This window comes from Methylophilus sp. Q8, assembly GCF_000800115.1.
In the GTDB taxonomy this organism is placed as follows: domain Bacteria; phylum Pseudomonadota; class Gammaproteobacteria; order Burkholderiales; family Methylophilaceae; genus Methylophilus.
This window is the reverse complement of record NZ_JUHE01000001.1, coordinates 1,919,279-1,938,000: the sequence shown is the minus strand read 5'-3', so window position 1 is coordinate 1,938,000 and position 18,722 is coordinate 1,919,279. Positions and strand designations below refer to the sequence as shown.

Sequence of the window (18,722 nt, the reverse complement as noted above, 5' to 3'; positions counted from 1 at the left end):
ATGAACTCAAGCGGTTCTGAGCTTGGGGGTTAATAGCACGGTCACCACATCAGCCAGCAGATTGATGGCCATCACGCCCGAGGCTAAAAATATAACCACAGCCTGGATCACGGGAATATCCCGAATATCCACCGCAGCATTTAAAGCACTGCCAATGCCTGGGTAGGCAAACACCACCTCGACGACCAACGCGCCTCCCAATAGCACACTAGAAATTAAGGCAATGGCTTGAATGGCAGGAATCACTGCATTGGGAATGGCATATTTCCAGATGATCTGTTTTTTATCGAGGCCTCTTAGGTGAGCAGAAATAATAAAGTCTGACTGCAGTACTTCAATGAGAGAGCCTCTGATCAAGCGCACCAAATAAGGCAGGCTGGATAAGACCAGCGTCAACATAGGCAACACCATAAACTGCAACTGACTCCAGAGGGGCTGATTGGCTTGAATTAAGGAAACTGCCGGAAACAGATTGAACACCAGGGTTGAAAGCAACATCACCAGGCCATAAGCGATAGCAAAACTGGGCACGGCTTTCACAAAGATAAGAAACGAGATTGTAAGGCGGTCCAATAAGGCATCTTTATGTAAGGCGAGATAGATACCGAGCGTGAATGCAGCCGGGATTAATACCAGCAACGTGAGGCCTAATAAAATCAGGGTATTTTTCACCTTGCCTGCAATCAGGTCGACCACAGGCATCTTGGAGTCGATTGAAATGCCGAAATCGCCCAACAGCGCCGGTTTTATCCAGTGGCCGTATTGCGCAGCCAACGATTGATCCAGCCCTAATTGATGATGCAGTGTTTGAATCGCCTCTTCAGAAGCTTCTGGCCCGAGAATGACGCGCGCAGGGTCAGAAGGGAGCGCCTGTGTGGCCACGAATACGAGGATGGAGATTGCAAACAAACCCAGAATGCTTGAAAGAGTGCGCTTGACGATCCACTTTAACAAGTTGGCAGAAACAATGCTTTTTTTGCGCACATGGCTGGGCGGCGGGCCGGTGTGTTCTGCTGCCTCAGCCAGCCCCAGGGCGATGGGGCCAGCTTTTGCAGGCAACGAGATCCGCGCAGGTGTGACAGATGAAAAATCTTTGAGCTCTAAATTTTGCATAGCGTGATTTACACCGATTGATTCAGCCATAACTTATCAAAACGCCAGGTGGGAAAATGTGAGCGTTCAGGCGTCAGACCGCCCACATGTTTAGCGGCCAAATCCAGCGTATTCACATAGGACCAAATAATAAGCCCACCTTTCTCATGCTGGATTTGCTGGGCTTCATGCACCAATGGCGTACGCTTCTCAAGGTCTTTGGTGGAAATCGCCTGCCTGAAGAGCGCATCAAACCGTTCATCGGCAAAGTGTGTTTTATTGGCGCTGGAAAGAAAGCTGTCGACGGTGGCCGCGGTGTGCAGAAAACTACCGCCAAGTTTGCTATTGCAACTGAGCTGCCAATCTGCACGCTTTGGTCCGCCAAAAGTAGCCGCATCGACCTGATTCACCTTAATATTGACCCCGATTTTCTTCGCTTGCGCGGCAAACACTTGTGCCACCGGGGAACCGCCCGCAACTGCAGAGAGCCCCGGCCCCACCGTTAACTCTACCGTTAAGCCTTCATAGCCCGCCTGCTTGATCAGTGACCGCGCCTGCTCTGGATCGTATTGACGCTGCGGGATCGCGCTATTAAAAGTGGGATCTAAAGGCGCGTAAAGGTCATTGGCGATCCGCCCTTGACCAGCAAGAGCACGATCAATGACTTCCTGGCGATCAATCATGAGTCTAAATGCCTGGCGGACACGATCATCCTGAAATGGCGGCAGGCTGAGATTCAAGTCTATGGATTGGAAGCCATGCGTTTGATTGGTAATGACCTGAATCGCCTCATGACGCTTCAAGGCTGTTATTTGCTCAGGCGCCACGCCATTGGCCATATCAATCTGGCCACTTAATAGTGCGGAAATACGTGCATATTCATCTTTAAAATCAATGATTTCCAACTCATCCAGATAAGGCTGTCCAGACTTATAGAAATTCTCGAATCGCGTAAAGACAGAACGCTGTCCCGGTACAAACTCTTTGAGCCTAAAGGGACCGGCGCCCACCGGATTGGTCACCGGATGATAGTCAACCGGGACAATGCCGCCGAAGTTCACCCAAGCATCTGGCAATGACAATAAGCCAGTGCCCCCTCTGATTGGAATCTGCACAGTGCGCTCATCCAGCTTGACCAGGTTGTCCCTGTCAATCCATTTCACATAACCGAGGTATGGTGAGGCGAGCTCAGGGTCAGACAACCGCCGGGTTGAGAAAATCAAATCATCTGCCGTGATGGTTTTACCGTGATGAAACTCCAGGTCTTTTTTCAGACGAATGGTCCACAATGTCGCATCATCATTGACTTCAACCTCTTCGGCCAAAGCCAGATCCGGTGTCATGTGCTCGCTCCACTCCCACAACTTGCTGTAGAGCGCGAAACCACGAATAATGGCACTTGCCGTGGTCGGCTTGTGTGCATCTAAATCGCCGGCCTTGCTGCCATCAATAATGCCCATGCGTAGCCTGCCACCATATTGAGGGGTGGTGGACTGTACAGATGCACGGTGGCCGGTGGCCGCTTTATCGTCCTGGCAACCAGAAAGCAAGCCGCCACCCAGGAGTAAGCTGCCGCCCAATGCCGCGCCTTGAATCAAAAAACCTCTTCTTGATAATTCGCTAGCCATTATGCTGCCTCCTGCTGGTTCAATTCAGCATCGCCAGTGCGATCACCTCGCAATGGGTAGCTTGATCGACGTACCGGTGATAACACCGGCACTTCAAAACCATGATCTAAATCTAAAAGCGGGAACAACAAATCTGCGACACGATGCGCCTCTTCGATCAATGGCCAACCAGATAAGATAAAGGCATGCGTACCATTTGCCTCAAACTCTTTAATTCTGGCCGCCACATTTTTTGCACTGCCGACGAGGGTGGTGCCCGACAACGGCGCAACGATGTTAAAGCCATGCAAAGCAGGCCCAGTCCACACATTAGGATAGATTTCGTAATCTTTGGCCTTTGGCAGATAACCTGCCCTGACCGCCTCAATATTTTTTTGTACCTGAGGATTGTCACTCTTGAAAGTTTCAAAGGTTTCGCCCGGCGGCAACTGCCTGATGATGCAATCTTTTGCATATTGCACTGAGGTGCGGTCGACTAAATATTGTGCATACTCCCAGGCCTCCTCTTCGGTTTCGCGTACGATAATTTGCAACCGGGTACCAAAAGTGAGTTTCCGGCCATGCTTTTCTGCCTCAGCGCCTACGCGTTTAAATTTCTCGCCTAAGGCAGGCGGTTTATCGGCAAAGCTGAGATAGACATCCAGCAATTTGGCTGCCTGCTCTACCCCTGGTGCTGAGGTGCCAGCCCCCCATAGCGGAATGCTAGGCAAGTGCTGGCTGAACTGGCCGCGGTTAGGTGTGACCAAGGGCGATGGCTTAGGCGCAATTTTGATATATTTGCCGTCATAGCCACTACTATCGCCCGCATACACTTTGCTGAAAGCATCCCAGTACTCATAACTGAATTGGTAGCGTTCATCATGTTTGATATGAAAACCCAGTGATGGCAACACACTGTCATTACCATTAATGACGTTGTAAATCAGGCGACCACCAGAGAAGCGATCTATGGTCTGCGCAATTTGAGCCAGTTTGGCGGGGGCGATCAGGCCAGGATGCACAGCAGCGACGAACTTCATGCGTTTGGTGGTCGCCAGCATCGAGGCCGTTAAGGTATGCACCTCATCCTGCCCGGTGGCAAGCAATGCCCCGTAAAACCCTAATTTATCAATGGTGCTTGCCAACTGCTGTAAGTGCTCGAACCCAGTGTTCCAGCGACCATCGGCCTCCCATGGCACGGGACCATCGGGAGCAGTGAGATACCATAAAATTTTGACTGCCATTTGTATTCCTCTTACTAAACTAATGAATCATTCACAATCAATATTGACCTTGGCGCAACCTTAAAAACGGTATGCATAGGTCGCCTGAATCGCGAAGGGGGCTGTTGGGGTAATAAACTCGGAAGTGCCGCCAGTTAAACCCGTCACATAATTCTTTTGATTGGTGATATTCAAGAAGCGGATAGAACCATCCCATTTAGGCTGGCGGTAATATACCGTCAGATTCAGGTTATATTCATTCGGCACTTTGACTGTGCGTGCAATATTGGTATACCAGCTACTGGTCCACCAGCCTGCAAGCTCAGCGCCTAAGCCAGAAGGCAGGCGATAATCCAAAAATGCATTCACAGAGTATTTGGGAATGGCAGGCGCAGTGATAGAGCCTGGGGCCGTCGCTCTCGTTAACGAGTTGCCATCGGCAAACACGGTCGCATTGTCAGCCACAAACCCGACTGGCGAGAAGAAGCCTGAAGGGTAGGAGATATTGCTATATTTGGCATTAATCACTGATAGGTTTGCACCCGAACTCAAACGATCAGTCGCCTGGAAACGTATGGCAGATTCCAAGCCTTTCACTTCCAGGTAAGTCATTTTGCCTGTGGTATCCGGACTCAGGTCACGTGTCTGGCGATAGCCGGCCAACGAGATGAATAATTTGTTAGGAATAGGCTCAGACTTAATCCCAACTTCACGCAACTCGCTTAAGCTGTGAAAAGCCAAAGGATTCAGGGTATTGCCAGAAGGCGCCCATGTCAGCACATCGGCAAAACCACCGGTATTTAATGCATAGGAGTGATCATAGGTGTAATAAATGGTGGTGTTATCCAGCGGCTTGAAATAGGCAGAAGCTTGCACGCTAGGTAGCCAGAAGTTTTGTTCATCACTACGTTCTTGCCCTGCCGCGACCACCAAAGGATTCTTGATCTTGGCATTAATATGGGTAGTGTTTAAGCCTAAGTTAAATCCGACCCGCTGATTAATGGCGATATTTTGCTGTGTAAAAAAGGAGCTGCTGGTCCAACTGCCTTCACCGGTATACACCGCACCACCACTGGCAGGAGAGCCCCCTACTTCGGCATACAAGCCATCACCAGCCGGATACATTCTTGGCAAGTTCAAATAGCCAAAATAACTAGACAGTTGAGGCACACCTGCCGTACCAATCCAGGAGCCAGAATCACCCGTCACAGGCAAACCATATAAACCGGCTGGTGTTTTAAGTGACAGTGGTGCAGTTAAGTCATAAGGTGCGACGGTAAAACTGTTATTCGCTGCCAGTGTTTTAAAGCGCTCATGACGAATCGAAAAACCGGTATTGCTGTTGTCCTGGATGTCTAAACCAAACAAGTTGAAGTTGGTTTTTCCCCGCAACTCAAAGCGGTTATCAAAGATCTTGTCTTCAAATTGCGCCAGGAAACTCCCGATGGAGTTGGTGGTGTCTTTTGAATACTGGAAGAAGCTACTATTGACAATAGACCAGTTCGGATTGAGGTCTATGGCGATCTTTAATTGTGAGGTACCACGTTTGGCGGTGTTTTCATCATCCGGGTTTGAGAAGTCATTTCTGGAGACTGAAGTAAGGCCATTACCGGCAAGCGTTGGATCATATACCCAGCCGCGTACCGTGCCTGCTTGCCCAGAGGTCGTGAATGGCGCGGCGACTGCTGCCCCGGCGATAAACTGGCCTTGCGCATTTCGTGTACGTTGCTGCCAGCCGACGACCTGTGAGTTATAGCTGCCATTGGCGTAAACGGGTGAGTAGTATTGCGTCACCCCGCCCACCACCTTGCTAATAATCGGTGTGGCTCGGCCTGCATAATACTTACCGCTATCGATTAAATCTTGTGTCGCACGGTTCCAGCCATGCGTCACATTGAAGTCATAATAGTCATCGTAACTGGCGTTCCAATCAATACGGACGTTGTCCGTAGGCTTGAAAGCTAAAGCACCATAGACTGAATTAAAGTCGTTGCTGACATTTTTGTAATAATCATTCGATCGTTGTGGCGTAATACTGACGCGGTAAGCGACCCTGTCATTGATCGGACCAGTCGTGTCATATGTCACTTTGCCGGAAAAGTAAGAATCACCACTGGGGATCAAAGTACCGAGTTGAACATTGATTTGGCTACGTTGCTTGTCAAAATCAGGTTTTTTGCTGATGTAATTTGCATAACCGCCACTGCGCGAGCTAGGGCCAAATACTTGTGAAGGCGGCCCTGCGACAATATCGACCGACTCAAATGCATTCAGGTTGAACGGATGACGGACATTGTAAGTACGCTGGCCATCCTGGAATATTTCTGAGTTTTGACCGCGGATTAACGGCGCAATAGACACATTCTGCCCACCGTTTCTGGTGATCCCTGGTGCATACTTCACCAAATCATCCGCGGTTTTGATCGGGTCTCGCTCCAGTTGTTCTGCTGAAATCTGAGACACAGAGCGTGTGGTATCCAATACGGTTGTTTCAGTACCGTAGACTGACGAGCTAGGTCGCTTTGGTAAAACGGTTTTGATCTTTTTGCGTTTCACAACCACCGCGCCCAACTCGCTATCTGATTCTGCACTCGTATTGTCTTCTTCAATACTCTCGCTATTTAATTCGACTGACTGCTTACTTGTGGCTTCATTAATATTGGTTTCTGGTTCTTGCACCTCGGCGAATGCACTGCTTGTAGCGATAAAATTAAAAATGGTTGCACTGGTAATTAACTGCTTGAATGCGATTGAACGCCTCTTCTTGACTAACATGCTCTTCCCTTATTACGTTTTATAAAACCGACGATTGCAATTTTTCCAATTGCCTTAAATTTGATAAGGGAGATGGCAATTCACGTGCCAAGCATTTTTTAAAACGATTTACAAATCAAAAAGAATGTCTCAAAAGCATGATTAATTTTCTTCCGGTTTCAACAGGGCTTTATTACGTCGTATAAAGCTATACACATACGACGTTGAAATCTTTTTCGTCAGGTATTGCTCAAGTTCTTGTTTTAAAACCTTCGCATCTATCTCATTGTTTAATGGATACTTTTCTCTAAACCGTGTAACAAACTGAACCTCTTTCTCAGCACTCATCACCACATGATGCCGCCCGCCGCGAGATGCATGTTTTAAGGGTTTTCCATGTAAAAACCGTGAGCGCAACTGTGAAACCCAATTGTTGGAAAAGCCCAACACCTTGGCTGTTTCGTCTATGGCCATCTGATGCGCTGTTGGCAAGATAAACGCTAACGCCTGCTTGATTTGATCTACATTTTTTGACTCTTTGATAATTTGATAAGCCGTTATTTTGAGTTTTTCGTATTCTTGGTCGTCCACCATGTCACCTGCGCTTTATTATTTAGTTTTGATTTGCAATTGAAATTTCTTTTAAAAAAGTAATGTTTATTCATGCGCATTTTTTTGCCTCAGTACAAACATACTGTTTGTAAATTAACAGTTAAAACATGCTGAAATTTCATTCTCTTTGAGGTCAATCAACGACAAATTGGCCCACGGATGCTTTATCGTTAAAACATCTCAGCCAAATCATTCATTGACAAGTGATTAATTCGCAATATATATGCCAGACAACCGCGACAGTCCTTGTTTTATCTAAAATCAACATGCGTTGTAGAAGTGGGGATGTTGCTGTGTAGTCACCACTTAACGGGTGACTGATATGAAGCAGTGCTACAAAAAAACATCGCAGCACGCTTGGTCATGGAGGATATTTAAACTTAAAGCAAACACCAGATAGCAAAAAGGCCCCGAACATTGGTTCAGGGCCTTTTTATTTAAAAATGCTCATAGACTGAGCGATTTATGTCGTCACACCATATAAAAGGTTAATCACCCGACACTGACGGAATCTTATGAATACTCAAATCTGCGCCGTCAAATTCTGACTCGGCATCCAGCCGAATACCTACCGTTTTTTTGATCAGGCCATACACAATGGCGCCGCCGACCAGTGCAATGACGACGCCTGTAAGTGTGCCGATAAGTTGACTGATAAAGCTGACACCGCCCATGCCGCCTAAAGCAGAACAGCCAAAAATACCGGCCGCCAAACCGCCCCAGGCGCCGCATAGGCCGTGCAGCGGCCAGACACCCAGTACATCATCAATCTTCAGGCGGTTTTGAGTCATGGTAAATGCCCACACAAACAATGTGCCGGCAACGGCGCCGGTGACTAATGCGCCTAGCGGATGCATCACGTCAGAGCCAGCACACACGGCCACCAACCCCGCCAGAGGTCCGTTATGTACAAAACCGGGGTCATTTTTACCCAGCACCAGAGCGGCCAGTGTGCCGCCGACCAGCGCCATGAGGGAATTAACCGCCACCAGGCCTGAGATGTTTTGTATGGATTGTGCAGACATGACATTAAAACCAAACCAGCCAACCGTAAGTATCCAGGCACCTAAAGCGAGGAAAGGGATATTTGATGGCGGATAGGCATGCAGACGGCCGTCTTTGGTATAACGGCCAGTACGTGCGCCGAGCAGGATAACCGCCGCCAGTGCAATCCAGCCGCCCATGGCATGCACCACGACTGAACCGGCAAAGTCATGAAAGCCTGCGCCAAAACTGGCTTTCAACCAGTCTTGAAAACCGAAATGATTATTCCAGGCGATGCCCTCAAAAAACGGGTAGACAAAACCGACGATGAGAAAGGTGGCAGCCATTTGCGGATTGAATTTGGCGCGTTCGGCAATGCCGCCAGAGACAATCGCCGGGATAGCCGCGGCAAAGGTTAACAGGAAAAAGAATTTAACCAGGTCATAACCACTTTTCGCGGCCAATACATCGGCGCCGCTGAAAAAATTAATGCCATAGGCAATGCTGTAACCGATGAAAAAATAGGCGATGGTAGACACACAAAAATCCACCATGATTTTGACCAGGGCATTGACCTGGTTTTTTTGACGTACAGTGCCGACCTCCAAAAAGGCAAATCCGGCATGCATTGCCAGCACCATAATGGCTCCAAGCAATACAAACAAGACGTCATTCGCTGACACTAATGCTTCCATTTCGCTCTCCGACTAATAGTGGTGAAAGTTGGCGTTTTGCCTGATGGCACGCCTTATATTGAATACGCACTATTAAAATGCGCACCAATTTAATGCGCATGGCTAAAGCAAATATCAGACCATTTTTATGTGATTGATTTTAAAGGAACTTACTTTGAGGACTACGCGAAATTGCACCAAAAATGAACCAACAAAAGTGCACTGCACATTTTTGGTGCAATTTTACATGATTTCTGGCGGCTGCAACTGTTTGAGCATTTCAACCGCATCAGGATGTGCCGCCCAAAAATAATAAAACTCGCGCACAGCATTTAAAAACAGGTGACGGGTATTTTTGAGGTTAAACAACGGCAAGGTTGCATCAGCAGTGATACGAAAGGCATTCTTTTCAGACAAGGGAGCTTCTCGCAGGCGTAACAACATCAGTTTCGCCATCCGCGTGCGCAGTTCAATATCCATTTCCTGCTTGTGTTCCATAGACTTGAGCGCTTTGACATAACCATTGAGCGCCCACAACTCTGAAGTCTCAAATTTTTCAGACTGCAACGCTGGCCAGACGGACTGTAAATCGATCACGGCCGGCTGCCAGCCGATAGGGTGCAACTCAAAGCCAACCGACTCTGCATATTGCATCACGGCTTTCACATCCCCGCGCCAGAATGGGTAGAACTCACGGATAATGGTGAGCAACTCAGGCCAACGTTGTGCCGGTTTATCGTTCAGGCAATCATCAACCGCCTGGCGATAGGCCGTGCTGGTACACTCCTGATCTGCCAGCAAAGGACTTAACTCGGCCAGCAAGGCATCGCGTTGCGCCATAATGGCGGCATCCGCCCCCTTGCCATGCAATAAATTATAATAGGCTTGAATAGCGTCTGCTTCGCGACTTGAACTCATGACAGGTTGCACTGATATAGGAATATGAACTTGAAACATCATACACTGAAACATATGATCGCTTTACGGGAGAACAACAATGGCTGAATGGGCTTTATTGGCCATTTTAATTGCAGGTGCATGGTTTTGGATGGACTCTGTGGCCAAACGCGAGGCGGCTTTAAAGATTGGCCGCCAACTGGCAGAACGTTGCCACTTGCAGTTTTTAGACGAAACCGTTGCCTGCTCGCGCGTGGGCTTTGCCCGGGATGGCAATGGCCGCATGCAGTTGCAGCGTACTTACACCTTTGATGTCTCCAGCCAGGGCATAGAACGCATGGCCTGCCATTTGCAACTGCGCGGCGCACAGCTGGTGGCCTGGCATATTCCACCCTACGCTGCACAGTAATCAACATGGTGGTTGGCCGCTTTGCTCCCTCGCCCACCGGGCCACTGCACTTTGGTTCACTGGTGGCCGCGGTTGCCAGCTATTGCGATGCTAAAAGTCGTGGCGGGCAATGGCTGTTGCGCATTGAGGACGTTGATCAAACCAGGCACGTGGCGGGTGCCAGTGAAGCGATTATTCATACCCTGCAACATTACGGCTTTGTGTGGGATGGCGAGGTTGTTTATCAAAGCCAACGCAGTGAATATTACCAAACGGTATTGCAGCAACTGCGCCAGCGCAGCCTGGCCTATCCCTGCACCTGCTCACGCAAAGAGATTACCGATTCCAGCACGCTGCTCGGCATAGAAGGGGCCATTTATCCCGGCACCTGTTTGCAGCATCCCACCAAACCAGGTGCGGCCGCGGCCTGGCGCATTCAAACGGATGCCCAGACCATCAGCTTTCAGGACCTCATTCAGGGCCACCAGCAACACCATATGGCGAGTGACATTGGTGATTTTGTCGTTAAACGCGCCGATGGACTGTTTAGCTATCAATTGGCGGTGGTGATAGATGACGCCTTGCAAGGCGTGACGCATGTCGTACGTGGCGCTGATTTACTCAATTCCACAACGCGGCAAATTTACCTGCAACAATTACTCGGCTACCCCACGCCAATCTACGCCCATCTTCCATTGGTATTAAATGCCGACGGACAAAAATTGAGTAAACAGACATTGGCCACGGCATTACCTGAAGACAATCTCGTGGACACACTGGTCGCCGCACTCACTTTTCTGCAACAAGCCTTGCCGAAAAATGCACAATCGCTATCGCTGGCAAATCTATGGCAATGGGCGATAACGCACTGGCAGTTGCCAAAAATTACCAGCGCTTAACAATCAGTTTTGCCTGCAAATGGTAAAATGCCGGCATGAACCAAGATCGTAACCAAGACCAATTACACCCGTTTATTTTTGAGCAGTCTGCCGTGCGTGGCAACTGTGTGCAGCTTGACCAAAGCCTGTCGACCGCGCTTGAGCACCAGTCATTACCGCCCGCCCTGAAAAAAGCCATAGGCGAATTCACCGCCGCCAGCGTGCTGCTCACCGCGACGCTCAAAATGCAGGGCAAACTGATTTTGCAATTGCAAAGCCAGGGCGCGCTGCAATTACTGGTGGTGGAATGTACCTCAGGGCTGAATATCCGTGCCACGGCCAAAGTCGGCGCCGAACTGCATGGCGACAACTTGACCGCCTGGCTCAAACAAGGGCAATTAGTGATTACGCTGATGCCAGAAGAAGGCGAGCCCTATCAAGGCATTGTGCCGCTAGAAGGTGACAACATCGCCAGCATGCTGGAGAACTACATGTTGCGCTCACAGCAAATCGATACCCGTTTATGGTTGGCCTCAGATGGCGAGCGCGCCTCAGGCCTGCTGCTGCAAAAATTGCCGCAGCAACAAGAAAGTGACCTCGATTGCTGGAACCGTGTGCAGCACCTGGCAGGCACGGTCACCGAACAGGAGTTATTAGACCTGGACACGGTCACCCTGCTGCAGCGCCTGTTTGCAGAAGAAGATGTGCGCTTGTTCAGCGGCCGTGAAGTGCAAGCATTTTGTAGTTGCTCACAAACCAGCGTCACCAATATGCTGCAAATGCTGGGCATGGCCGAAGTACGCAGTATCATTGAAGAACAAGGCAGCGTGCAGATTCAATGTGACTTCTGCAACAAGCACTACGTGGTCGACGAGCAGGAAGCGCTGGCCTTATTTGACGAAGACGATGACCACGAGGTCACGCACTAAAAACAGTTAATCCGCCAGCAAGCGTTGGCGCTGACACTCAAACAGCGCCACCGCAGTCGCTGCTGCGGCATTCAGTGATTCCAGCGCCAATGTTCCCTGATGCGCCATCGGAATAGTGATGCAGGTATTAACGGCGGATTGCAAGGCGGCAGAAATTCCCGCGCCTTCATTACCCACCGCAAACAACACCCGCTCACGCAAGGCTTGCTCATACAGACTCTCACCCTGCATGGTCAGGGCAAGCGTGTGGCCATCAAAACTGTGCACCACCTCAACAGCATCCACGCCTTCCACCACCGGCAACACAAACTGTGCACCCTGCCCGCCACGTAAAGCCTTAGGCGACCAGGCATCCGTACAGCCCTTGCTCAGGTAAGCCACCTGCACCCCGGCCGCAGCTGCCGTGCGTAATATACTGCCCAAATTACCGGGATCCTGAATATCTTCAATCAGCAAGGCAAAATCAACCTTTTCAGGCAGCACGGGTTCCGGAATATCCACCAGCGCCATCACCCCACTGCTAGACACCACAGGCGCCAGCTCGGCAAACATCAAGGTCGGCAGCAGCATGGTATCCACATCAGACAACTGCTGAATCAAACCAGTCGCTTCCACCGTACTATGGCCTTCCGGGATAATCAGCAAGCGCGGCTCACCATAGGTCTGGCAGTATGCCTCGATTAAATGTACCCCTTCGAGCAGTGTTGACGCTGTTTTCCTGCGCTCACGAGACTGATCGAGCAGTTTGCGTAGCTGTTTGAAAACGGGATTATCGCGGGAGGTGATGTGTTTGAAGGCCATAGTGGGGATTATACGTGAATTGCTTGGGTGGCTGACTTTGGGATTGGGAAGAAAGGTTATTCTTTAGGCATTCACCACTTGCACACCGCCAAAGTTCTTTTCGCCTTATTGGCGAGTTACTTTTTTTGCTTGCCCCAAAAAAGTAACCAAAAAGAGGGCACCCAGCCATCACGGCCTGCGGCTCCCTTGCGTTGCTCAACAAAATAAGCGGTCACGAAACTCGCCCTGACAAGCCACACACTTCGTGGCTTGTTGCGGAGCTCAGGCAGTCGCTCCCTCTACTCTTATTTTGTTTCCGCTACTCAGCGTGATGGGATGGGATTTGTCTCATCTAACTTGCATTGGTTTAGTTCGGACAGTTCAAAAACCAGATTCTTTTTTCTTCAATTCGCTAATGGTTGCAGTCACTTGGTGTTCGGGGTCCCCATCTGCCGCGCCGAGCAACGCAGGGTTGGCGGGAGTCTTCGGCCATCGGCTGTCCGAGTTCCGCAGTGGCTTGCGTTTTGTGCAAGCCACCAGGGCGAGTTTCGATGGACGCCCGGCAAGCCGAGTAGCGCAAGGAACAAGCGGAAGCTGGGGTGCATTTCTTTTGGTTACTTGTTCTTTGTGCAAGCAAAGAAAAGTAACTCGCCGAAAAGGCGAAAAGAAACCTTACAACCCAATACAATCGCGAGCAAAAACTTCCCTATCAGTAGTCGACCCACATAAGAATGACCTTCTAGCACATAAGAAGCCCAGTCACACCAAAGCCCACTTCCAATTCACGTATAATCCCATCATGGCAAAAACATTAGATCTAGAACGTATCCTGCACCGTCAGGGCTTTGGCACGCGCAAGATGTGCCGCATTTTAATCATCAACGAAGAAGTCACCGTCAACGGTGAAATATGCGATGACCCGGACGCCAAATTTGCCCTGGACGATACCCTACACTTCACCGTCAATGGCGAGGCCTGGCAATACCGCGAACATAGCTACCTGCTGATGCATAAACCTGCGCATTATGAATGCACGCACAAAACTCAGTTCCATCCGACTATTTACACGCTGCTGCCTGAGCCGCTGGTGGAGCGTGGCATTCAGTGCATAGGCCGTTTGGATGAAGACACCACGGGGCTGATTCTGCTGTCGGATGATGGGCAGTTTATTCATAAAGTCAGCTCTCCCAAGCACCATGTGCCTAAAGTGTATGAAGTCACTTGCAAGCACGCCTTGAGTGCAGCCGACCTTGAACATTTGCTGGCAGGTGTCAAACTGATTGATGAGGAAGAGACCATTGCGGCACTGGCGGTGACCAGCATTTCTGCAACGGTGCTACACATGACCCTGGCGGAGGGAAAATACCACCAGGTCAAACGCATGATTGCCGCGATTGGCAACCGTGTCGAGGCATTGAAACGCATCAAAATCGGTCAACTGACATTGCCTGAAACATTGGCGGCTGGCGAGTGGCGCTGGCTGTCCGCCGAGGACTTAATCGCTGTCCAGTCTTGATTTACGCTGCAGCCTTGAATCGCATCACTTAAAAAGGAAACTTTATGACGTGGCTAACCCTGGTTATTGCTGGCTTGTTTGAAACGGCCTGGGCCATAGGATTGAAATATACGGATGGCTTCACCCGCTTCTGGCCCTCATTCTGGACCATTCTTGCCATGATTATCAGTGTCTGGTTACTAGGCCTCTGCGTCAAATCGTTGCCCGTAGGCACGGCTTATGCCGTCTGGGTGGGCATCGGTGCTGTGGGGACGGTGATTGGCGGTATCTGGCTGTTTAACGAGCCGGTATCTGCCTTGCGTATCATTAGCCTGGGCTTGATTATGGCGGGCATTATCGGTTTAAAACTCGCGACCACACAAGCATAAGCGCAGCCTTACGCCTGTCAAAAACTCACCTGGAAAAACAGTTGTATTTTTTTGTATAAATCATAAAAAACGCGGTATGATCGTTACAACATCCCTGTCAAAGGATCGAGTGCTTTGCAAATACCAGCTATTCCTGCCAATGAAATAGAGCGCTTGCATGTGTTACGCGCGCTCGCCATCCTTGATACGCAGGCAGAAGAACGTTTTGACCGGTTAACCAGAATTGCGACGCGCATGTTTAATGTACCGATTGCGCTGGTCAGCCTGGTCGATACCAATCGCCAATGGTTTAAGTCCTGCATGGGGCTGCAAGTCTCAGAAACCTCACGCGACATTTCCTTTTGTGGTCATGCGATTTTAGGTAATGACACCTTCGTCATTAATGATGCCTCCAAAGACCCCAGGTTTCTTGATAACCCGCTGGTGACGGCTGCGCCACATATTCGCTTTTATGCTGGCAGGCCAATACGCACCACCCATGGGTTTAAAGTCGGCACCTTATGCCTGATTGACTCGCAACCACGGGAGTTTCCAGCCAGGGATATAGAAGACCTCAATGATCTGGCAACCATGGTAGAGAGCGAGCTGGCGGCGATTGAACTGGCGACCATGGATGAACTGACCGACCTCAGTAATCGACGCGGCTTTATCATGCTGACGGAAAAATACCTCAATTATTTCAGCCGTCACCAATTGCATGCTTCACTGGTGTTTTTAGACCTGAATGACTTTAAGATCATCAACGACACCTATGGCCATGATGAAGGCGATCGTGCCTTGCAAACGTTTGGCAAAGCACTGAAACAAATGGGCCGCAGCTCGGATATTTTTGCGCGACTGGGTGGCGATGAATTTGTGATCTTGCTCGCCTGTACCCGTGAGCAAGAAGCGCATATTGTGACGCAAAGGCTATGCAATCATTTAGACATGATCCGGCAGCAACTGCGACAACCTTATAAAATATCATTCTCACAAGGCATCGTCGAGTTTGATCCCCAGCAACCAAAATCAGTGGATCAACTGTTGCTTGAAGGGGACACCATGATGTACCAACTGAAAAAAGCCAGTGCTGCGCTGATGGGAAAATAACCTGCGATCAAATGAGCTTGTCGCAGGCGATGCATGAATTAACTGCCCAGCAACTTCTGCGCTTTGGCTGTTGCGTTATTAGCCGAACGTTTCTTTGCACTGGCTGCATGGTGAGTTTTACCGGTCCCGGCCTGCTGTGCCACACAGGCACCACCTGCACTACCTAAGCCTGCACCAAGCACGGCCAATAAACGGCCGCCACCTAATCCACGCCCAAGAATCGCACCGCCAGCACCGCCCACCGCGCCACCCAGCATGGTATGAGGTTGAGTCTTGCCGCCGTTAGCGACCACACTGCCAACGGCACCGCCCACTGCCCCGCCTAATACTTCCCCGGCGGGGCCCAGCATCACTGCGCCAATGGCCGAACCAGCCAAACCACCGACACCACTGGCGCCGACGGCTTGATTGTTGCAACTTTGTGCCTGCACGATATGACTCATGCATAACAGGCTGGCTGATAATATCCAGATTCTCATGGCAGTGACTCCAGGATTAACGCTTCACGCGGGATGACAGGGGTTTAATCATGATGATGACCACGGCCATGATGGTGGCCATGTTTTTTGCCTTTTTTACCGCGGTAACTTCTCTGATATGGATCAGGTTCATCAATCACCTTACCGACCACCGCACCACCGGCACCACCTACCCCTGCACCGACCACGGCGCCAGTCGTGGTCCCGCTGACTTTACGGCCAACCATGGCACCCGTTGCGCCGCCAGCGGCACCACCGAGAATGGCCCCTGTACGACCAGCGCGGCCAGTCGTCGCTGCCCCACCCAGGCCACCGCCTACGGCACCGCCAATGACTTCACCCGTACTGCCACCGAGTACGCTACCAACCGCAGTGCCAGCAGCTGCGCCGACGCCGCCACCGAGACCGGTTTCCAGATTATCTGCCATCGCTGTCGTCGATAACAATGCCAACACACCCCATACCTTGCATATCTTTAAAAACTTCATCATCTTCCCTTATTTGAATTAACTACTTGCTTGAATGTTGCCTTGATTGAATTTATGTTATTTTAAACTGTCTTGTCAGTCATGACGGGCTTTATATCCTTCATCTACACACTCACATCATGTTAGCTACCCGTTTATCACTACTCTGTTCACCGCTGCTTGCACTCACCTTAATCGCTTGCTCAGCGCCTTTGCCACCGCAAGCTGAACAGGCGATTGTACGCCGTTTTGACCCGACCCAATATGTGGGTACCTGGTATGAAATTGCCAGGCTAGACAACACATTTGAAAAAGGGCTGGAACAGGTGACCGCCAGCTATAGCCTGGAAGCAGATGGCACGCTCAAAGTGATTAACCGTGGATTTAGTCCCGAGAAAAACGACTGGAGTGAAGCCATAGGCAAAGCCAAGTTCGTCGATCCCGCCAATGCAGATGGCAGCCGGACTGGCCGCCTTAAAGTGTCTTTCTTCGGCCCATTTTATGGGGATTACAACATCCTCGAAGTAGACCAGCCCTATTACAACTATGCACTGGTGAGTAGCGGTCGTGACTACTTATGGATACTGTCGCGCACCCCACAACTCACTTACCCGATCAAACAGCACCTGATGGCCAAAGCCAAAGAACTTGGATTTGCCACTGATCAGCTATTGTTCATCCGCCAGTCCAACCAGGTTGAGTACGAATCCGGTCGACATGTGATGCCCCAGCATCACTAACTCCTGCCGCGTCAATCCACTGGAGATTAACGCGCGGGAGGGCTGCCCCTCCCGCTCTGTTCATTGCGCGTCTATCTGTTTGCTTTCTGGCTGCTCACTTTCAGGCCCTGCCGCGGGCGCATCCATCACAGGATCCAACCCTGCTGGCACAGGCGCTGGCACGACTTCACCCGTGCTATAGCGCAATGCGCCTAATACCGCATACACGCCATCGGCCTGCTTGGCCAGTTTGGTGACCGTTTCCACATCCTGTTTGGAGGCCACTTCACCGCTCAACTGCACCACGCCTTGCGCATCGGCATCGACCTGAATATTGGACACATCCACACCATTGGTTTGCAAGGTGTTTTTCACATTATCAACCACGGTGTCGCTAGGCAGAAAATTGTACATGGGCTCAGCTTTGGCTAGCACACCCGCAGCCAGTGCATTGGCACTACCGCCCATTAATAATGCAATCATCGTACTCATTGCCAGATATCGGTTCATCTTATTCATGATGTTTCCTTTCTGTTGCATAAGGTGGCGAGTTGTTCAAGTTGTACAGAGGATGAATCAGTCAACACATGAAGAACAACCCGCCGCAAGAAAAAAGCAAGCTACGCACTTGGGAGAGAATATGTAGCTTGCGAGGGGGTGTTTATTAGCCTTTTACCACGATAGCGTTTTTCACAGACTTGACGCCTTCAACGCTGGCCACCAGTTGCTCGGCTTTGGATTTCAGCGCAGCCTCAGACACAAAGCCACTAATCAGCACTTCACCTTTGTGTGTTTCCACGCTGATTTTGAGGGACTTCAATGACTCCTCTTCCAGCAAGCGGGCTTTTACTTTGGTGGTAATCCAGCTATCGGACATGGCGCCTTTGATCGCTTTTTGACCAGTTTGTGTTTTGAGCTCTGCATATTCGTCGTAGCTCAAACTACCATCCTTATCATGGTCAAACGCTTTGAAATCTTGTTGCTTAACCCCTTTGTCCTGTTGCAATTCGGACCAGTTCAGTGAGTTATTGGCATTCTTGTCCAGGGTGTTAAATTCTTCCAGATAGGGTTTTTCACCGTTCTGGACTTCCTGTAGATCGAATGCGAAAGCATTTAATGTGATGGTTGTCGCCAACAGGCCGCCAAAGATTGTTGCTTGTGTGTATTTTGACATTAACATGAGCGTCTCCTTTTTCACGCGTTACACAAAACAGTTCTGCTGTCTTGTGTGGCCATATTAATGAGGTGCGCGTGTCAGGTCAGTCG

At 50.0% G+C, this 18,722-nt stretch carries 19 protein-coding genes; 7 read left to right on the top strand and 12 right to left on the bottom strand.

Going from position 1 to position 18,722, the window contains the following annotated elements; translation table 11 throughout:
* Window positions 1–6: 6 nt before the first annotated feature.
* From GQ52_RS09425 to GQ52_RS09395, 7 genes are all read right to left on the bottom strand, one after another.
* Complete coding sequence (locus GQ52_RS09425; protein WP_161792009.1) at window positions 7–1,113, bottom strand: ABC transporter permease; 1,107 nt, start codon at window positions 1,111–1,113, stop codon at window positions 7–9.
* An 8-nt stretch (window positions 1,114–1,121) separates the two neighbouring features.
* On the bottom strand, window positions 1,122–2,720 hold the full coding sequence (locus GQ52_RS09420) for an ABC transporter substrate-binding protein (RefSeq protein ID WP_047517103.1): 1,599 nt from the start codon (window positions 2,718–2,720) through the stop codon (window positions 1,122–1,124).
* Complete coding sequence (locus GQ52_RS09415) at window positions 2,720–3,943, bottom strand: LLM class flavin-dependent oxidoreductase (RefSeq protein WP_052179088.1); 1,224 nt, start codon at window positions 3,941–3,943, stop codon at window positions 2,720–2,722. Before GQ52_RS09415 ends, GQ52_RS09420 begins: the two co-directional genes overlap by 1 nt.
* A gap of 60 nt (window positions 3,944–4,003) precedes the next feature.
* A complete protein-coding gene (locus GQ52_RS09410; RefSeq protein WP_081979335.1) occupies window positions 4,004–6,697 on the bottom strand; it encodes a TonB-dependent siderophore receptor in 2,694 nt (897 codons plus the stop codon).
* Between the two features lie 141 nt (window positions 6,698–6,838).
* Window positions 6,839–7,270, bottom strand: coding sequence for a hypothetical protein (locus GQ52_RS09405; RefSeq protein WP_047517100.1), 432 nt, complete (start codon window positions 7,268–7,270; stop codon window positions 6,839–6,841).
* A gap of 506 nt (window positions 7,271–7,776) precedes the next feature.
* Window positions 7,777–8,967 carry an ammonium transporter gene (locus tag GQ52_RS09400; RefSeq protein ID WP_047517097.1) on the bottom strand — a complete coding sequence of 397 codons (1,191 nt, stop codon included), beginning with the start codon at window positions 8,965–8,967 and terminating at the stop codon, window positions 7,777–7,779.
* A gap of 222 nt (window positions 8,968–9,189) precedes the next feature.
* Window positions 9,190–9,864 (bottom strand): hypothetical protein, encoded by a 675-nt coding sequence (locus GQ52_RS09395; RefSeq protein WP_024929274.1) that lies wholly within the window; start codon window positions 9,862–9,864, stop codon window positions 9,190–9,192.
* A gap of 79 nt (window positions 9,865–9,943) precedes the next feature.
* Between GQ52_RS09395 and GQ52_RS09390 the strand changes: the two genes are divergently transcribed.
* Genes GQ52_RS09390 through hslO form a run of 3 tightly spaced genes read left to right on the top strand, consistent with a single transcriptional unit; the run spans window position 9,944 to window position 12,038 of the window.
* On the top strand, window positions 9,944–10,252 hold the full coding sequence (locus GQ52_RS09390) for a DUF3301 domain-containing protein (protein ID WP_019882949.1): 309 nt from the start codon (window positions 9,944–9,946) through the stop codon (window positions 10,250–10,252).
* Between the two features lie 5 nt (window positions 10,253–10,257).
* Window positions 10,258–11,130, top strand: coding sequence for a tRNA glutamyl-Q(34) synthetase GluQRS (gene gluQRS, locus GQ52_RS09385; RefSeq protein ID WP_047517094.1), 873 nt, complete (start codon window positions 10,258–10,260; stop codon window positions 11,128–11,130).
* 35 nt (window positions 11,131–11,165) lie between these two features.
* Window positions 11,166–12,038: an Hsp33 family molecular chaperone HslO gene (gene hslO, locus GQ52_RS09380; protein ID WP_024929277.1), complete on the top strand. Its 873-nt coding sequence runs from the start codon at window positions 11,166–11,168 to the stop codon at window positions 12,036–12,038.
* 6 nt (window positions 12,039–12,044) lie between these two features.
* Here hslO and GQ52_RS09375 read toward each other — a convergent pair whose 3' ends face one another.
* The gene (locus GQ52_RS09375) at window positions 12,045–12,839 is read right to left on the bottom strand and encodes an RNA methyltransferase (RefSeq protein ID WP_047517091.1); all 795 of its coding nucleotides are present in this window, start codon (window positions 12,837–12,839) and stop codon (window positions 12,045–12,047) included.
* A 778-nt stretch (window positions 12,840–13,617) separates the two neighbouring features.
* Between GQ52_RS09375 and GQ52_RS09370 the strand changes: the two genes are divergently transcribed.
* The 3 genes from GQ52_RS09370 to GQ52_RS09360 all read left to right on the top strand — a co-directional run bounded on the left by GQ52_RS09370 (window position 13,618) and on the right by GQ52_RS09360 (window position 15,791).
* Window positions 13,618–14,334 (top strand): pseudouridine synthase, encoded by a 717-nt coding sequence (locus GQ52_RS09370; protein WP_047517088.1) that lies wholly within the window; start codon window positions 13,618–13,620, stop codon window positions 14,332–14,334.
* Between the two features lie 44 nt (window positions 14,335–14,378).
* Entirely contained in the window at window positions 14,379–14,702 is a 324-nt protein-coding gene (gene sugE, locus GQ52_RS09365; protein ID WP_019882955.1) for a quaternary ammonium compound efflux SMR transporter SugE, read from the top strand.
* A 114-nt stretch (window positions 14,703–14,816) separates the two neighbouring features.
* Window positions 14,817–15,791 (top strand): diguanylate cyclase, encoded by a 975-nt coding sequence (locus tag GQ52_RS09360; RefSeq protein ID WP_047517085.1) that lies wholly within the window; start codon window positions 14,817–14,819, stop codon window positions 15,789–15,791.
* Window positions 15,792–15,829: 38 nt separating this feature from the next.
* On the opposite strand, the gene GQ52_RS09355 is transcribed toward GQ52_RS09360, so the two are convergent.
* Together GQ52_RS09355 and GQ52_RS09350 are read right to left on the bottom strand one after the other, a co-directional pair.
* Window positions 15,830–16,270, bottom strand: coding sequence for a bacteriocin (locus GQ52_RS09355; RefSeq protein WP_235273109.1), 441 nt, complete (start codon window positions 16,268–16,270; stop codon window positions 15,830–15,832).
* 44 nt (window positions 16,271–16,314) lie between these two features.
* Window positions 16,315–16,758 (bottom strand): glycine zipper domain-containing protein, encoded by a 444-nt coding sequence (locus tag GQ52_RS09350; RefSeq protein ID WP_047517079.1) that lies wholly within the window; start codon window positions 16,756–16,758, stop codon window positions 16,315–16,317.
* A gap of 119 nt (window positions 16,759–16,877) precedes the next feature.
* Here GQ52_RS09350 and GQ52_RS09345 point away from each other — a divergent pair, with 119 nt between their 5' ends.
* Window positions 16,878–17,477 carry a lipocalin family protein gene (locus GQ52_RS09345; RefSeq protein WP_369798326.1) on the top strand — a complete coding sequence of 200 codons (600 nt, stop codon included), beginning with the start codon at window positions 16,878–16,880 and terminating at the stop codon, window positions 17,475–17,477.
* 60 nt (window positions 17,478–17,537) lie between these two features.
* Here GQ52_RS09345 and GQ52_RS09340 read toward each other — a convergent pair whose 3' ends face one another.
* Together GQ52_RS09340 and GQ52_RS09335 are read right to left on the bottom strand one after the other, a co-directional pair.
* A complete protein-coding gene (locus GQ52_RS09340; protein ID WP_047517073.1) occupies window positions 17,538–17,975 on the bottom strand; it encodes a BON domain-containing protein in 438 nt (145 codons plus the stop codon).
* A 145-nt stretch (window positions 17,976–18,120) separates the two neighbouring features.
* A complete protein-coding gene (locus GQ52_RS09335; protein WP_024929285.1) occupies window positions 18,121–18,636 on the bottom strand; it encodes a BON domain-containing protein in 516 nt (171 codons plus the stop codon).
* Between the last annotated feature and the right edge of the window lie 86 nt (window positions 18,637–18,722).

Bases quoted from the DNA above. Each gene is read 5' to 3' on its own strand.
- GQ52_RS09425 (WP_161792009.1), bottom strand. From the start codon at position 1,113: ATGCAAAATTTAGAGCTCAAAGATTTTTCATCTGTCACACCTGCGCGG.
- GQ52_RS09420 (WP_047517103.1), bottom strand. From the start codon at position 2,720: ATGGCTAGCGAATTATCAAGAAGAGGTTTTTTGATTCAAGGCGCGGCA.
- GQ52_RS09415 (WP_052179088.1), bottom strand. From the start codon at position 3,943: ATGGCAGTCAAAATTTTATGGTATCTCACTGCTCCCGATGGTCCCGTG.
- GQ52_RS09410 (WP_081979335.1), bottom strand. From the start codon at position 6,697: ATGTTAGTCAAGAAGAGGCGTTCAATCGCATTCAAGCAGTTAATTACC.
- GQ52_RS09405 (WP_047517100.1), bottom strand. From the start codon at position 7,270: ATGGTGGACGACCAAGAATACGAAAAACTCAAAATAACGGCTTATCAA.
- GQ52_RS09400 (WP_047517097.1), bottom strand. From the start codon at position 8,967: ATGGAAGCATTAGTGTCAGCGAATGACGTCTTGTTTGTATTGCTTGGA.
- GQ52_RS09395 (WP_024929274.1), bottom strand. From the start codon at position 9,864: ATGAGTTCAAGTCGCGAAGCAGACGCTATTCAAGCCTATTATAATTTA.
- GQ52_RS09390 (WP_019882949.1), top strand. From the start codon at position 9,944: ATGGCTGAATGGGCTTTATTGGCCATTTTAATTGCAGGTGCATGGTTT.
- gluQRS (WP_047517094.1), top strand. From the start codon at position 10,258: ATGGTGGTTGGCCGCTTTGCTCCCTCGCCCACCGGGCCACTGCACTTT.
- hslO (WP_024929277.1), top strand. From the start codon at position 11,166: ATGAACCAAGATCGTAACCAAGACCAATTACACCCGTTTATTTTTGAG.
- GQ52_RS09375 (WP_047517091.1), bottom strand. From the start codon at position 12,839: ATGGCCTTCAAACACATCACCTCCCGCGATAATCCCGTTTTCAAACAG.
- GQ52_RS09370 (WP_047517088.1), top strand. From the start codon at position 13,618: ATGGCAAAAACATTAGATCTAGAACGTATCCTGCACCGTCAGGGCTTT.
- sugE (WP_019882955.1), top strand. From the start codon at position 14,379: ATGACGTGGCTAACCCTGGTTATTGCTGGCTTGTTTGAAACGGCCTGG.
- GQ52_RS09355 (WP_235273109.1), bottom strand. From the start codon at position 16,270: ATGAGAATCTGGATATTATCAGCCAGCCTGTTATGCATGAGTCATATC.
- GQ52_RS09350 (WP_047517079.1), bottom strand. From the start codon at position 16,758: ATGAAGTTTTTAAAGATATGCAAGGTATGGGGTGTGTTGGCATTGTTA.
- GQ52_RS09345 (WP_369798326.1), top strand. From the start codon at position 16,878: ATGTTAGCTACCCGTTTATCACTACTCTGTTCACCGCTGCTTGCACTC.
- GQ52_RS09340 (WP_047517073.1), bottom strand. From the start codon at position 17,975: ATGAATAAGATGAACCGATATCTGGCAATGAGTACGATGATTGCATTA.
- GQ52_RS09335 (WP_024929285.1), bottom strand. From the start codon at position 18,636: ATGTTAATGTCAAAATACACACAAGCAACAATCTTTGGCGGCCTGTTG.